We start from the raw sequence: 14196 nt of genomic DNA, 5'->3' as shown, positions 1-14196 counted from the left end.
CAGTTCCAGGGTCAGCCCGGCGCTGTGCGGGGCGTGCAGCAGCGCCAGCAGCACCCGCGCCACGTCGGCGCGGGTGACCGGGCCGGGCGGCACGCGCGGGGCCAGGGTGACCCGCCCGGCGGGCTCGTCGTCGGTGAGCCGGCCCGGGCGCAGTACGGTCACGTCGAGGTCCCGGCCGGTGACGTCCACCTCGGCGGCCTTCTTCGCCCGCAGGTACGCCGCCCACACCTCGTCGCGGCCGGCCGTCGGTGGGGCGTCCACGCCCATCGAGGAGACCAGCAGGTAGCGGCGGACCCCGGCGCGCTGCGCGGCGTCGGCCAGCAGCACCGCGGCGGCCCGGTCGACGGTGTCCTTGCGGGCGGCGCCGCTGCCCGGCCCGGCGCCGGCGGCGAACACCACCGCGTCGGCGTCGGCCAGGTGCCCGGCGACGGTGTCGACGTCGGTGTGCTCCAGGTCGCAGAGGACCGGTTCGGCGCCGGCGGCGCGCAGCGCGGCCGCGTGCTCGGGGTTACGGATCAGCCCGACGGCGGTGTCGCCGCGCCCGGCGAGTTCCCGTTCCAGCAGCTTGGCGATCTTGCCGTGGCCTCCGGCGATGACGACGCGCATGCCCCCAACCTAGCCGCGCCGCCTGCCGGCCGCCGGTCGAGCGCCCCGCCCTCGCCCCGCCCGCGCCGCCTGCCGCCCGCCGGTCGAGCGCGCCGTCGCGGCTGGACGCGAACGACCGCCCGGGCGGGGCAGCGGCGTGACCGCGGTCACCGGCGGCGGGCGGCCGGGCCCACCCGCTCGTCGCCGAGGCGACCGGCGAGGCAGCATGGACCGGTGACCGAGACGTTCGACGCGCTGACCCGGCTGGTGGCCGCCGGGGACGTCGTGGTGCTCAGCGGCGCCGGCCTGTCCACCGAGTCCGGCATTCCCGACTACCGGGGGCCCAGCGGCGCGGCCCGCCGGCACACCCCGATGACCTACCAGGCGTTCACCCGTGACCCGCAGGCCCGGCGGCGGTACTGGGCGCGCAGCCACCTGGGCTGGCGGATGATCGCCCGGGCGGCGCCCAACGCGGGACACCACGCGGTGGCCCGGTTGCAGGCCGCCGGCCTGCTCGCCGGGGTCATCACCCAGAACGTCGACGGCCTGCACACCGCCGCCGGCGCCACCGGTGTGGTCGAGCTGCACGGCCGCCTCGACGAGGTGACCTGCCTGGACTGCGGCAACCTGACCTCCCGCGACGAGCTGGACCGGCGGCTGCGCGAGGCCAACCCGGGCTTCGACGCGCACGTCGCCCACGTCAACCCCGACGGCGACGTCGACCTGCCCGACGAGGCGGTCGCCGGGTTCCGCACCGTGGACTGCGGCATCTGCGGCACCGGCATGCTCAAACCCGACGTGGTGTTCTTCGGCGAGACGGTGCCCGCGCCCCGGGTCGCCGAGTGTTTCACCCGCGTCGAACGGGCCCGCGCGCTGCTGGTGCTCGGCTCGTCCCTGACGGTCATGTCGGGCCGCCGGTTCGTCATCCGCGCGGCGAAGCACGGCATCCCGGTGGCCATCGTCAACCAGGGACCCACCCGCGGCGACGGGTACGCCGCCGTCGCCCTCGACGCGCCGCTGGGCGCCACCCTGACCGCCCTGGCCGACCGGGTCGCCGGCCCGACGCCGCGGCCCGGGCCGGCCGGCGCCGGCCTCGCGCCCACCGCCGGGCAGCCCGCAGCGGTGTAGGGGCCCGCCCCGAGGAGCGCACGGGGCGACCCGCCGCGAGGCGCGCGCACGGGGCGGCCCGCCGGTTCGGCGCGGTGCCGGCCGCGGCGCGCCCGGCGGCCGCGGCGGGCGTGGCGGAGCACCCGGGGCGAGCCGCCGGTTCGGCGGTGGCCCGGTGTGGGCGGGCGCGGGCGGGGTAGGACATGAGCCGGAAACATGGTCGCTGGTAGCGTTGACCATGCCGGTACCACCCACGCGGGAGAGACCGCCCGGGAACCACCCGGACGGCGCCGAAGGGGCAGATTCTCCCCGGAACCTCTCAGGCAAAAGGACCGCGTTGGGCAGGCACTGTGGAGCGCGTCAGCGCGACTCAGGGGGAGGCCGACCCGTCGACCTCGCCCCCACAAGGAGCGCAGCGCATGACCGCAGAGCAGTTCGCCGACCGGCACATCGGTCCCGACCCGGGCGACGAGCGCCGGATGCTGGAGACCGTCGGCTACAGCTCCATCGACGAGCTGATGGACGCCGCCATTCCCGAGGTGATCCGCTGGCACGGCACCCTGGACCTGCCGGCCCCGGCCGGTGAGCGGGAGGCCCTCGCGGAGCTGCGCGCCCTCGCCGCCCGCAACACGGTGGCCGTTTCCATGATCGGGCTGGGCTACCACGGCACCCACACCCCGGCGGTGATCCGCCGCAACGTGCTGGAGAACCCGGCCTGGTACACCGCGTACACGCCGTACCAGCCGGAGATCAGCCAGGGCCGGCTGGAGGCGCTGCTGAACTTCCAGACCATGGTCACCGACCTGACCGGGCTGGCCACCGCGAACGCCTCGATGCTCGACGAGGCCACCGCCGCGGCCGAGGCGATGACCCTGGCGCGCCGCGCGTCGAAGAGCAGGAGCCCGGTGTACGTGGTCGACGCGGACACCCTCCCGCAGACCCTCACGGTGATCACCGGCCGGGCCGAGCCGCTCGGCATCGAGGTGCGGGTGGTCGACGTCGACCGGGACGAGCTGCCGGGCGAGTTCTTCGGCCTGCACCTGCAGTACCCGGGGGCGTCCGGGGCGGTCCGTGACCACGCCGGTCTGGTCGAGGCCGCGCACGGCGCCGGCGCGCTGGTCACCGTCGCGGCGGACCTGCTGGCGTTGACGCTGCTGCGCCCGCCGGGGGAGATCGGCGTGGACATCGCCGCCGGCACCACCCAGCGGTTCGGGGTGCCGATGGGCTTCGGCGGGCCGCACGCCGGCTACCTGGCGGTGCGCTCGGGTCTGGAGCGGATGCTGCCCGGCCGGCTGGTCGGGGTGTCCAGGGACGCCGACGGCAACCCGGCGTACCGGCTGGCGTTGCAGACCCGTGAGCAGCACATCCGGCGGGAGAAGGCGACCAGCAACATCTGCACCGCGCAGGTGCTGCTGGCGGTGATGGCCGGCATGTACGCCGTCTACCACGGCCCGGACGGGCTGCGGGAGATCGCCCGGCGTACCCATGAGGCGGCGGCGCGGCTCGCGGCCGGGCTGCGCGCCGGCGGCGTGCAGGTCGCGGACGTCGCGTTCTTCGACACCGTCACGGCGAGCGTGCCGGGGCGGGCGGCTGAGGTGGTCGCCGCGGCCGCCGCCCGCAACGTGAACCTGCGGCTGGTCGACGCCGACCGGGTGGGCGTCTCCTGCGACGAGACCACCACCGCGGCGCACCTGGCGGCGGTGTGGGCGGCCTTCGGCGTGGACGCGTTCGACGGCGAGGTCGACGGGGCGCTGCCGGCCGGGCTGGCCCGCACCTCGGACTTCCTCACCCACCCGGTGTTCGGCACCCACCACTCCGAGACGGCGATGCTGCGCTACCTGCGCCGGCTGGCCGACTTCGACTACGCCTTGGACCGCGGCATGATCCCGCTCGGGTCGTGCACGATGAAGCTGAACGCCACCACCGAGATGGAGGCGATCACCTGGCCGGAGTTCGCCCACCTGCACCCGTTCGCCCCGGCGGAGCACACCGCCGGGTACCGGGAGCTGATCGCCCAGCTGGAGGGCTGGCTGGCGGAGGTGACCGGCTACGACGCGGTCAGCGTGCAGCCCAACGCGGGCTCGCAGGGCGAGCTGGCCGGGCTGCTGGCCATCCGCGCCTACCACCGCTCCCGGGGGCAGGGGCACCGGGACGTGTGCCTGATCCCGTCGTCGGCGCACGGCACCAACGCCGCCTCCGCGGTGATGGCCGGCATGCGGGTGGTGGTGGTCGGCTGTGACGCCGACGGCAACGTCGACCTGGTCGACCTCGACGCGAAGATCGACAAGCACCGGGACGCGCTCGCCGCGATCATGGTGACGTACCCGTCGACGCACGGCGTGTACGAGACGGGCATCGCGCAGCTGTGCGCGAAGGTGCACGACGCCGGCGGTCAGGTCTACGTCGACGGGGCGAACCTCAACGCGCTGGTCGGGTTCGCCAAGCCGGGCCGGTTCGGTGCGGACGTGTCGCACCTGAACCTGCACAAGACGTTCTGCATCCCGCACGGTGGCGGCGGCCCGGGGGTGGGGCCGGTGGCGGTGCGCGCGCACCTGGCGCCGTTCCTGCCCGGTGACCCGGTCGGGCAGCGCCCCGAGGGCCGGCCGGCCATCTCGGCGGCCCGCTACGGGTCGGCGGGCATCCTGCCGATCCCGTGGGCGTACCTGCGGATGATGGGCGCCGAGGGGCTGACCCGGGCGACCGGGGTGGCGGTGCTGGCGGCCAACTACGTGGCGGCGCGGCTGCGTAACCACTTCCCGGTGCTGTACGCCGGCAACAAGGGCCTGGTGGCGCACGAGTGCATCCTGGACCTGCGGCCGCTGACCCGGGCGACCGGGGTGAGCGTCGACGACGTGGCCAAGCGGCTGATCGACTACGGCTTCCACGCGCCGACGATGTCGTTCCCGGTGGCGGGGACGTTGATGGTGGAGCCGACCGAGAGCGAGGACCTGGCCGAGCTGGACCGGTTCTGCGACGCGATGATCGCCATCCGGGCCGAGATCGACAACGTCGGGTCGGGGCAGTGGCCGGCCGGGGACAACCCCCTGGCCAACGCCCCGCACACCGCGGCGATGGTGTCCGGCGACGAGTGGCCGCACCCGTACCCGCGGTCGGTGGGGGCCTATCCGGCCGGCGTCGACCGGGCCGGGAAGTACTGGCCGCCGGTGCGGCGCGTCGACGGGGCCTACGGGGACCGGAACCTGGTCTGTTCGTGCCCGGCGCCGGAGGCGTTCGAGGACTGATCGGGGTCAGCCGGGGCGGTCGCTGTGGCCGCCCCGGCCGGGGCGTCGACCTGCGCAGGAGGCCCGGCGGCGGCGGGCTGGCCTGGGTCGACGGGGCACGCTGCGGTGACGCAGCGTGATGAGGTCAGGCGACGAGGGCGTGTCGGGCGGGGCCGCGGTGCGGGGCGATGCTGCTGCCGTCGGGGAGCAGCTCACCGGTGTCCTCGAAGACGATCACCCCATTACAGAGCAGGCTCCAGCCCTGCTCACGAAAGCAGGCGATGACCCGGGCGGCTTCCCGGTCGGTCGCCTCGGCGGAGGGGCAGGTGGGTTGGTGCTGACACATCGGGTTCTCCGGACTGTGGGGGCACTGTGTCATGGTTCACATGACCAGTGACGCACAGTACCAAGCAAAAGTGCGCGCCATCGAGCAAGGTTGCGTCTTGTTCATCCAGAATGGGCTGAACGGATGACCCGGAACGGACCGGACGGCGTGGAAGCGCTCCCACGCACGGTTGTCGATCTGCCCGCCGCACCCGCCGGGTGCCGCGCCCGGCTGGTCGAACGCGCCCGCCTGGAATGGCGGCTCACCGACGGCGGCGACCCCGCCGCGCTGGCCGAGGACTTCCTCGCCGCCCACGGTGTCGACCTGCGCGACCTGGCCCGCCCGGCCCGCCACGACCCGGACGGGGTGTGCGGGGCGGCGCTGTACCTGTCCGCCGCCGCCGGGGCGTACGCCGTCGGCGGCCCCACCGGCGCGCCCACCCCGGCGCCGGCCCTGCCGGACCTGGTGGTCGCCGTGTACGGCCACAGCGACCGGCCCGCACGGCCGCCCGCCGCCGGGCCCGCCGGCTGGTGGCTGGGGCCCTGGCGGGACAGCTGGACCCCGGGCGAGCACGCGGCCGCCGTCACGGCGGTGCGCGCCGCCATCGGCCGCGGCGACGTCTACCAGGTCAACCTCGTCGGCCACGCCGCCGCCGCGTACACCGGCGACCCGCTGCCCGCGCTGGCCCGGCTCGCCGCCCTGCCCGGCGCCCGCTACGGCGGCGCCCTGTCCGGCCCGGGCTGGGCGCTCGGCTGCGCCTCCCCGGAGACGCTGATCGCCGTCGAGGACGGCCGCCTGGTCACCCGCCCGATCAAGGGCACCCGGCCGGCCACCGAGGCGGGACGCCGAGAACTGCTCGCCTCCGCCAAGGAACGCGCCGAACACGTGATGATCGTCGACCTGGAGCGCAACGACCTGGCCCGGGTGGCGCGCACCGGCACGGTGCGCGTGGACGAACTGTTCGCCGTACGCCGCTGGTGCGACCTGTGGCAGGCCGAGTCGACGGTCTCCGCGGCGCCCGCCGGCGGGCTGGGCCTGGCGGCGCTGCTGCGCGCGGTCTGCCCCGGCGGGTCGGTCACCGGCGCGCCGAAGCTCGCCGCGCTGGCCCGGATCGCCGACCTCGAGCCGGTCGGCCGCGGCGCCGGGATGGGCGCGCTCGGCTGGGTCGGGCCCGGCCGGGTCGACCTGGGGCTGACCATCCGCACCGCGGCCGCCGACGCCGAGCGGCTGCACCTGTGGGCCGGCGGCGGCATCACCTGGGGCAGCGACCCGGCGGCCGAGGTCGCCGAGGCGGCCGCGAAGGCCGCCCCCGTGCGCGCCCTGCTCGCCGCCGGCTGACCCGGCGCCCGCACGTCGCGGCGAGGGCCGGCCACGCTCAGGGTCGGCCGTCCCGACCGGCCGGGTCAGCCTGAGGACTCCTTGACGCCGGCTCGTTCGCGGGCAGCGAGGATCTGCGGGACGTGCGCCTCGGCCCACTGTCGTACGGCACGCAACGGAACCAGCAGGGAACGACCGAGCTCGGTCAGGGCGTACTCGACGTGCGGCGGGTTGCCTCCCAGGTCGGTGCGGGTGAGCAGGCCGTCAGCCTCCATGGCGCGCAGCGTCTCGGTGAGGGCCTTCGGGGTGATCCCGCGGATGTGCGCCTTGAGCTCGGTGAACCGCATCGGTCCGTGCTCCAGCGCGTTGACGGCGAACACCGTCCACCGCGCCCCGATGCGGTGCAGCACGGTGCGGCTCGGGCAGGTCGCCGCCATGACGTTGTACGCCGTACCCATGGGGTCCTCCCGGTAGCGTTGAAGATACCGGTAGCAAATCTATACCGTCGCGTCATGAGCGAAAACCTGACAGGCAAGCGGATCCTGGTCGTCGGCGGGGCCCGCGGTATCGGCGCTGAGCTCGTCCGGCGCACCGGGCGGGCCGGCGCTGACGTGGTCGTCGCCACCCGGTCCGGCCCCGAGGTCCGGATCGACGTCACCGACGAGAGCACCATCGCGCGGGCCGCGGAGTCGCTCGGCGCCGTCGACCACGTGATCTGCACCGCGTCGGCCCACCACGACGTGCCGGTGCCCGAGCTGGAACACGACAAGATCCGGGCCGCGTTCTCCGCCAAGGTCGTCGGCCCGCTGCTGCTGGCCAAGCACTTCGCCCCACGGATGGCCGCCGGCGGATCGTTCCTGTTCTTCTCCGGCGTGGTGGGCTGGCGGCCCAAGCCCGGCACCGTCGTCAAGGGCACGGCGAACGCCGCCCTGGCCGCGCTGGTCACCCACCTGGCCGTCGAGCTCGCGCCGCTGCGGGTCAACGCCGTCGCGCCCGGCCTCACCGACTCGGGCGCCTGGGACGGGCTTCCGAACGAGCGTCGCCGCGCCTTGTACGACAGTGCCGCGGCGGCCTCGCTCATCGGCAGGGTCGGCACGCTCGGGGACGTCGCCGACACCGCCCTGTGGCTGCTGGGTGCGGGATGGGTGACGGGCGAGACGGTCCATGTCGACGGCGGCACCCGGCACCGCTGATCCCGGCGGCGAGGTGGGTGAAGGCGGTCGGTCAGGCGCGGGCGAAGGCGTCCAGCGCGGCGACGACCCGCTCGCCCACGCCGTGGCCGCGGCCGTGCCCGCCGGACTCGACGATCTCCAGGCGGGCGTCCGGCCAGCCCTGGGTGAGCTGCCAGGCGATGTCCGGCGGGCCGCTGACGTCCAGTCGGCCCTGCACCAGCACCCCTGGGATGCCGGCGAGCCGACCCGCGTCGCGCAGCAGTTGCCCGTCGGGCATGAAGCCCAGGTTGCTCCAGTAGTGGGTGACGATCCGTACCAGCGCCGCGCGGAACACCGGGTCGGCGTAGCGGGGGTCGGCCTTGAACCCGCCGGCCAGGGAGACGTGCACGTCCTCCCAGTCGCACCAGCTGATCTCGGCCCGTTGCCGCACGGCGGGGTCCGGGTCGTTGACCAGCCGGGCGTACGCGGTGGGCAGGTCACCGTCGCGGTCGGCCGCGGGTACGCCGTCGCGGAAGCGGGCCCACTCCTGCGGGAAGATCCGACCCATGTCCCGGGTCACCCAGTCGATCTCGCGGCGGGTGTTGGCGACCACGCTGAACAGCACCAGCGCGGTGACCCGCTCCGGGTGGCGCTGGGCGTACGCCAGGGACAGCGAGGACCCCCAGGAGGCGCCGCAGAGCAGCCACCGATCCACGCCGAGGTGCGCGCGCAGCCGTTCCATGTCGGCCAGCAGGTGGGCGGTGGTGTTGACCGACAGGTCCACCGCCGGGTCGCTGGCGTGCGGGGTGCTGCGTCCGCAGCCGCGCTGGTCGAACAGGATGATCCGGTAGGCGGCCGGGTCGAACAGCCGGCGCCAGAAGGCGGTGGCGCCGGAGCCGGGGCCGCCGTGCACCACCAGGGCGGGGCGCCCGTCGGGGTTGCCGCAGGTCTCCCAGTGGATCCGCTGCCCGTCGCCGACGTCGAGCAGGCCGTGGGCGTACGGCTCGATCGGTGGATACACGCGCATTCCCTCCCACACCCCAGATGCAACAGCGCTGTTACATTAGCAGGGTGACCGCCGCACCCGACCGCGAGGCGCTGGGCACCCTGCTGCGCCACGTCCTGGAACTGCTCGACGCCGACGTCGCCGCCGTCTACGCCGGCCTGGACCTGGCCGACTACCGGCCCCGCTTCTCGCCGCTGGTGCGGGTGCTGCTGGCCGACGGGCCGCTGCCCATCCGCGACCTGGCCGCCCGGGTCGGGGTCACCCACTCGGCGGCCAGCCAGACCGTCGCCCAGATGAGCCGCGCCGGCCTGGTCACCCTCGCGCCCGGCGCGGACGCCCGACAGCGCATCGTCACCCTCACCCCGCGCGCCCACGCGCTGCGACCCGTCATCGAGGCCGAATGGGCGGCCACCACCACCGCCATGCGGCAGCTCGACGCCGAACTGCCCGTACCCCTGGCCGACGAGCTGTACGCGGTGCTCGCCGCGCTGCGCCGCCGCCCGCTGCGCGACCGGATCGCCGACACCGGCCTGGCGCCGGCCGGGCCGGCACCGGGAGACCGCCGCCCGCCGGCCCGGGGTGGCGTCAGCGGCTGAGCCGCTGCCAGCGGCGTACCGCCAGGGGCAGGAACACCGCGACGAGCACCAGCGGCCAGGCCACCGCGAGGGCCACGCTGTGCTGGGCGGGCCAGGAGGTGGCGTCCCAGCCGGGGTTGCCGAACAGCTCCCGGCACGCGCCGACGGTGGCCGACAGCGGGTTCCAGGCGGCGATCGTGGCCAGCCAGTCCGGCATGGTGGCCGGCGCCACGAACGTGTTGGAGGCGAAGCCGAGCGGCCAGACCAGGGTCTGCAACGCGGTCACCGCCTCGGGGCGGCGCAGCAGCAGCGCCAGGTACACCCCCAACCAGATCATCGCGAAGCGCAGCAGCAGGAGCAGCCCGACCGCCGCCACGGCCAGCGCCGGCCCGCGCCGCGGCTGCCAGCCGATCAGCACGCCGCAGCCGAGCACGACCGCCAGCGCCATGGCGCCGTGCAGCAGGTCGGCCAGGGCCCGCCCGGTCACCACGGCGGCGCGGGCCATCGGCAGCGCGCGGAGCCGGTCGGTGACGCCCCGGGCGGTGTCGGTGGCCACCGCCGTGTAGGTGGTCTCCACCCCGAAGAGCATGGTCATGGCGACCATGCCGGGCAGCAGGAACTCCCGGTAGTCGGCGCCGTCGGGCACGGCCATCGCCCCGCCGAACAGGTAGCCGAACATCAGCACCAGCAGGACCGGGAAGAGCAGCACGACCAGCAGGTCACCGGGGCGGCGGGCCCAGTGGGCCAGGGCCCGGCCGGTGAGGGTGGCGGTGTCGGTGAACGCCCAGCGGGCGCGGTGCATCGGCAGGCTGGTCACGCCGCCACCTCCTGGCCGGCGCCGGTGAGCCGCAGGAAGACCTCGTCGAGGGTGGGGCGGCGCACGGCGACGTCGCCGACGGACAGGCCGGCGGTGTCGAGCTCGCGCAGCACGGCGGTGAGCGCCGCGACCCGGTCGGTGACCGGTACGGACAGCCGCAACGCCGCTCGGTCGGTGGCCGGGACGGCGCCGGTGGCGGTGGTGACCGCCGCCACGGCGGCCGGCAGGTCGCCGGCGTCGTGCAGCAGCACGTCGACCCGGTCGCCGCCGAGGGTGGACTTGAGCGCTTCCGGGGAGCCGGCGGCGGCGACGCGCCCCTGGTCGAGGACCCGGACGGTGTCGGCGAGCCGGTCGGCCTCCTCCAGGTACTGGGTGGTCAGCAGCACGGTGGTGCCGCCGGCGACCAGGTCGCGGACCGCGTCCCACACGGCGGTGCGGGCGCGCGGGTCGAGTCCGGTGGTCGGTTCGTCGAGGAACAGCACCGGCGGGTCGACGATCAGCGCGGCGGCCAGGTCCAGCCGGCGCCGGGTGCCGCCGGACCAGGTGCCCACCGGGCGGTCGGCGACCTCGGTGAGGCCGAAGCGGTGCAGCAGCTCGTCGGCGCGGGCGGCGGCCCGGCCGGGGGAGAGGTGGTGCAGGCGACCGAAGAGGATCAGGTTCTGCCGGCCGCCGAGGATCTCGTCGACGGCGGCGTGCTGGCCGACCAGGCCGATGTGGGCGCGTACCCGGTCGGCCCGCCGGCGCACGTCGAAGCCGGCGACCCGGGCGGTGCCGCCGTCGGGTCGCAGCAGGGTGGTCAGCACCCGCACCAGGGTGGTCTTGCCGGCCCCGTTCGGGCCGAGCACGGCGCAGACCGTGCCGGGCGGCACGCTCAGGTCGATCCCGTCCAGGGCGGCCCGGCCGCCGTAGCGTTTGCGCAGGTCGTGGGTTTCGATCGCCGGTGTCTCCGGTCGCATCTCGCGTCTCCCTCGGGGTGGTACGACATACCGTACGCCGTACGGCGAGCTACCGTACACCATACGGCAACCCGCTCGGTACAGTCGGGCGCGTGACCACGGAGTACAGCGGCACCGGCGACCCCGCCCGCAGCCTCGCCCTGCTCTGGCGGACCCGCGACAAGCCCAGCCGCAAGGGCGGCGACCTGTCCGTCGGCCGGATCGTGCACACCGCCATCGAACTGGCCGACGCCGAGGGCCTGACCGCGCTGTCCATGCGCCGCGTCGCCGAACGCCTCGGCGCCGGCACCATGAGCCTCTACACCCACGTGCCCGGCAAGGGCGAACTGCTCGACCTCATGCTCGACACCGTCTACGGCGAGACCGCCCGCCCCGACGACGTGCCCGGCGGCTGGCGCGGCCGCCTCGAACTGGTCGCCCGGGAGAACCGCGCGCTGTACCTGCGCCACCCGTGGCTGCTGCAGGTCGCCACCACCCGCCCCCCGCTGGGCCCGAACCTCATCGCCAAGTACGAGTACGAACTGCGCGCCGTCGACGGCATCGGCCTGACCGACCTCGAGATGGACGCCGTGGTCACCCTCGTCGACAACTACGTGCACGGCGCGGTGCGCGCCGCCGTCGAAATGGCCCAGGCCGCCCAGCGCACCGGCCTGACCGAGCAGCAGTGGTGGCACGCCCACGCCCCCTACCTGGAGCGGGCCCTGGACGCGCGGCGATTCCCCCTGGCCGCCCGCGTCGGGACCGCCGCCGGCGAGGAGTACCAGGCCGCCGCCGACCCGCAGCGGGCCTTCGAGTTCGGGCTGGCCCGCCTCCTCGACGGCGTACAGACGCTGATCGGACAGCGCCACGCCGGCTGACCCACGGGTGCGCACCCCGCCCCGGGTAACGGACGGATAGCCTTCCGGGCATGACTATGCGCCCGATCCGGATCATCGGCGACCCCGTGCTGCGTACCCCCAGCGAGCCGGTGACCAGCTTCGACGCCGACCTGCGCGCCCTGGTGCAGGACCTGATGGACACCCTGCTCGGCGCGCCCGGCCGCGCCGGAGTGGCCGCCCCGCAGATCGGGGTCAACGCCCAGGTGTTCGTCTACGACGCCGACGGCCACCGCGGCCACATGATCAACCCGACGCTGGAGCTGTCCGAGGAACGCCAGGACGACGACGAGGGCTGCCTGTCCATCCCCGGCCTGTACTTCCCGACCCCCCGCGCCCTGCAGGCCACCGCGCACGGCTTCGACCAGCACGGCGAACCGCTGACCATCTCCGGCCGGGGATTCCTGGCCCGCGCCCTGCAGCACGAGACCGACCACCTGCACGGCCGCCTCTACGTCGACACCCTGCGCGGCGACACCCGCCGCCGGGCGCTGCGCGAGATCCGCGCCGGCCGGTTCCACTCGCCCAGCCGCGGCCTGTGACACGCGGGCGGGGGTGACCGGCGCCGCCGGCCACCCCCGCGTCAGCGCGCAAACCTCACTTCGGCGGCGGAGCCACCAGGCAGATCGCCGTCGAGGCGTTACCGAAGTTGTCCACCGCGGTGATCACCGCGTCGCCGCGCAACGTCACCTTGTAGTCGATGTCGCCGGTGCCGTCCTTGACCCGCGACTGCGCACCCGGCGCCTGCACCAGCTTGATCTTCGTACCGGCCGGGAACGGCCCGAACCGCACCGACGGGTCCGCGGCGTCACCGATGAACACGTCCACCCGGGTGTCGACGACGTCCGTGGCGGTGAGCTGGTAGAAGCCGTCCGGGTTGTAAGAGCCGGGCTCGTTGTCGCCACCGGGGTTGTTCGTCGGCACGCACGCCGTGCTCGGCGCGGTGGTGTCGACCACCCGCATCACCGCGGTGTCACTGCCGGTGTTGCCGGCGGCGTCGGTGGCCGTGCAGGTGACCGTGGTGGCGCCCAGCGGGAAGGTGCTGCCGGGCGGCGGCGCGCAGCTCGGGGTGAGCGGACCGTCGACGTTGTCGGTCGCGCTGGCCGGGTAGGCGATCACCGCGCCGGCCGGGCTGGTCGCCTCCACCGTCCGGTCGTCGACAACCACGGTCGGCGGGGTGACGTCGTTGACCGTCACGGCGATGTGCTCGACGAACGCGGCCCCGCCGGACAGGCCGTTGAGCAGGAAGTCGACCGTGCAGTGCAGGGTGGCGCCCTGCGGGGCGTCCCCGGCCACGGTGATCGTCTCGGCGAACGGCACGTCCGTGCCGCTCTGCTGCGTCCTCGACGCCGCGTCGAAACTCACCGACAACCCGGCGTCGCAGACCACCTGCGGGGTGACCGTGACGTCGAGGTCCCGCAACCCGGACAGGATCGCCGCGGTGACCGTGTCCGGGGCGCTGCCGACCACCTGACCGCCGGTGGCGGCGACCACGTCGGTGGCCTGGCCGGACGCGTCCAGGCCACCGCCCCCGCCGCTGACGTCGACCGCGAGGACCCGCGCCTCGTCGGCCAGCAGCGCGGCGCTGGCCTGCGCCAGGGTGTGCCCGGCGCTCGGGTCGTGGCTGGGAGCGTCACCGACCAGCACCACCAGGCGGCTGCTGCCGGACCGGTAGGTGATCGCGCCGTCGGAGACCTGGAACAGGGCGTTCACCCAGGCCTCCGGGGTGTCGCCACCCCCGGCGGCGTCCAGCCCGTCGACCGCGTTCTGCAACGCGGTCGCGTCGCCGGTGAGGTCCTGCCGGACCCGGAACAGCTCCGACCCGTCACCCTCGTCCCGGTACGAGGCGACCGCGAACTCGGCGCTGGGCTGCGCCCCGCGCACATTGTTGATCACCTGTTGCAGGTTGGTGCGGACGTTGGCGATGGCCGGGCCCATGCTGCCGGTCGTGTCGACCACCAGCACCACGTCCGGCTTCGGCGGGATCGGCGGCGTCGAGACCACCTTGCTGATCGCGATCGTGCTGCCCGGGTCGGCGGACCGGTCCACCGTGGCCGGGTCAACGCCCGGCGCGGCCCACGCGGGCGCCGCCACCGCCGTCGTCAGCGCGGTCACGGCGGCGGCCACGGTCACCGCCCTTCGTCGCCCTCGGGGCACTGCTGTGAAACCCATCGTGTCTCCTCCAGCTCCGCCGCGCCCGCCCCGGGCGCGGCCTCGGAGGCTGACGCTAAGGGCCCGGCCGGCCCCGGCCGGTCCGACAT

13 protein-coding genes, 1 pseudogene and 1 riboswitch are annotated in these 14196 nt (G+C 75.1%); of the genes and pseudogenes, 7 read left to right on the top strand and 7 right to left on the bottom strand.

The features are described from left to right. Window positions 1-87: 87 nt before the first annotated feature. Window positions 88-606 (bottom strand): annotated as a pseudogene (locus ACIBPB_RS13285) (NAD(P)H-binding protein); the annotation flags it as partial. Between the two features lie 213 nt (window positions 607-819). Between ACIBPB_RS13285 and ACIBPB_RS13280 the strand changes: the two are divergent. Further along, window positions 820-1713: an NAD-dependent protein deacetylase gene (locus ACIBPB_RS13280; RefSeq protein ID WP_396839834.1), complete on the top strand. Its 894-nt coding sequence runs from the start codon at window positions 820-822 to the stop codon at window positions 1711-1713. A 225-nt stretch (window positions 1714-1938) separates the two neighbouring features. Then, window positions 1939-2037: riboswitch (glycine riboswitch) on the top strand. 74 nt (window positions 2038-2111) lie between these two features. Continuing rightward, window positions 2112-4934, top strand: coding sequence for an aminomethyl-transferring glycine dehydrogenase (gene gcvP, locus ACIBPB_RS13275; protein WP_396839833.1), 2823 nt, complete (start codon window positions 2112-2114; stop codon window positions 4932-4934). 124 nt (window positions 4935-5058) lie between these two features. Here gcvP and ACIBPB_RS13270 read toward each other — a convergent pair whose 3' ends face one another. After that, window positions 5059-5259 (bottom strand): DUF5999 family protein, encoded by a 201-nt coding sequence (locus ACIBPB_RS13270; RefSeq protein WP_046570247.1) that lies wholly within the window; start codon window positions 5257-5259, stop codon window positions 5059-5061. A gap of 123 nt (window positions 5260-5382) precedes the next feature. Between ACIBPB_RS13270 and ACIBPB_RS13265 the strand changes: the two genes are divergently transcribed. Further along, window positions 5383-6576 carry a chorismate-binding protein gene (locus ACIBPB_RS13265; RefSeq protein ID WP_396839832.1) on the top strand — a complete coding sequence of 398 codons (1194 nt, stop codon included), beginning with the start codon at window positions 5383-5385 and terminating at the stop codon, window positions 6574-6576. A 65-nt stretch (window positions 6577-6641) separates the two neighbouring features. Here ACIBPB_RS13265 and ACIBPB_RS13260 read toward each other — a convergent pair whose 3' ends face one another. After that, window positions 6642-7013 carry a winged helix-turn-helix transcriptional regulator gene (locus tag ACIBPB_RS13260; protein ID WP_396839831.1) on the bottom strand — a complete coding sequence of 124 codons (372 nt, stop codon included), beginning with the start codon at window positions 7011-7013 and terminating at the stop codon, window positions 6642-6644. 54 nt (window positions 7014-7067) lie between these two features. Here ACIBPB_RS13260 and ACIBPB_RS13255 point away from each other — a divergent pair, with 54 nt between their 5' ends. Continuing rightward, window positions 7068-7748 carry an SDR family oxidoreductase gene (locus ACIBPB_RS13255; RefSeq protein WP_396839830.1) on the top strand — a complete coding sequence of 227 codons (681 nt, stop codon included), beginning with the start codon at window positions 7068-7070 and terminating at the stop codon, window positions 7746-7748. A gap of 31 nt (window positions 7749-7779) precedes the next feature. Here the strand turns inward: ACIBPB_RS13255 and pip are convergent, their stop codons facing one another. Next, on the bottom strand, window positions 7780-8733 hold the full coding sequence (pip, locus tag ACIBPB_RS13250) for a prolyl aminopeptidase (RefSeq protein ID WP_396839829.1): 954 nt from the start codon (window positions 8731-8733) through the stop codon (window positions 7780-7782). A 44-nt stretch (window positions 8734-8777) separates the two neighbouring features. On the opposite strand from pip, the gene ACIBPB_RS13245 reads away from it, so the two are divergent. Continuing rightward, a complete protein-coding gene (locus tag ACIBPB_RS13245) occupies window positions 8778-9308 on the top strand; it encodes a MarR family winged helix-turn-helix transcriptional regulator (RefSeq protein ID WP_396839828.1) in 531 nt (176 codons plus the stop codon). Here ACIBPB_RS13245 and ACIBPB_RS13240 read toward each other — a convergent pair. Both ACIBPB_RS13240 and ACIBPB_RS13235 read right to left on the bottom strand, forming a co-directional pair. Beyond that, complete coding sequence (locus ACIBPB_RS13240; protein ID WP_396839827.1) at window positions 9298-10104, bottom strand: ABC transporter permease; 807 nt, start codon at window positions 10102-10104, stop codon at window positions 9298-9300. The genes ACIBPB_RS13245 and ACIBPB_RS13240 overlap by 11 nt on opposite strands. Further along, window positions 10101-11060, bottom strand: a complete 960-nt coding sequence (locus ACIBPB_RS13235) for an ATP-binding cassette domain-containing protein (protein WP_396839826.1) — start codon at window positions 11058-11060, stop codon at window positions 10101-10103. Before ACIBPB_RS13235 ends, ACIBPB_RS13240 begins: the two co-directional genes overlap by 4 nt. Before the next feature lie 92 nt (window positions 11061-11152). On the opposite strand from ACIBPB_RS13235, the gene ACIBPB_RS13230 reads away from it, so the two are divergent. Both ACIBPB_RS13230 and def read left to right on the top strand, forming a co-directional pair. Further along, window positions 11153-11917 (top strand): TetR/AcrR family transcriptional regulator, encoded by a 765-nt coding sequence (locus tag ACIBPB_RS13230; protein WP_396839825.1) that lies wholly within the window; start codon window positions 11153-11155, stop codon window positions 11915-11917. Between the two features lie 50 nt (window positions 11918-11967). Continuing rightward, window positions 11968-12477, top strand: coding sequence for a peptide deformylase (gene def, locus ACIBPB_RS13225; RefSeq protein ID WP_396839824.1), 510 nt, complete (start codon window positions 11968-11970; stop codon window positions 12475-12477). Between the two features lie 55 nt (window positions 12478-12532). Here the strand turns inward: def and ACIBPB_RS13220 are convergent, their stop codons facing one another. After that, a complete protein-coding gene (locus ACIBPB_RS13220; RefSeq protein WP_396839823.1) occupies window positions 12533-14107 on the bottom strand; it encodes a VWA domain-containing protein in 1575 nt (524 codons plus the stop codon). Window positions 14108-14196: the final 89 nt, after the last annotated feature.

Origin of the sequence: Micromonospora sp. NPDC049836 (assembly GCF_044465125.1) — a bacterium.
Classification (GTDB): domain Bacteria; phylum Actinomycetota; class Actinomycetes; order Mycobacteriales; family Micromonosporaceae; genus Micromonospora.
Note: the sequence above shows the minus strand (reverse complement) of the source record. Positions and strands in the feature narration are given on the sequence as shown.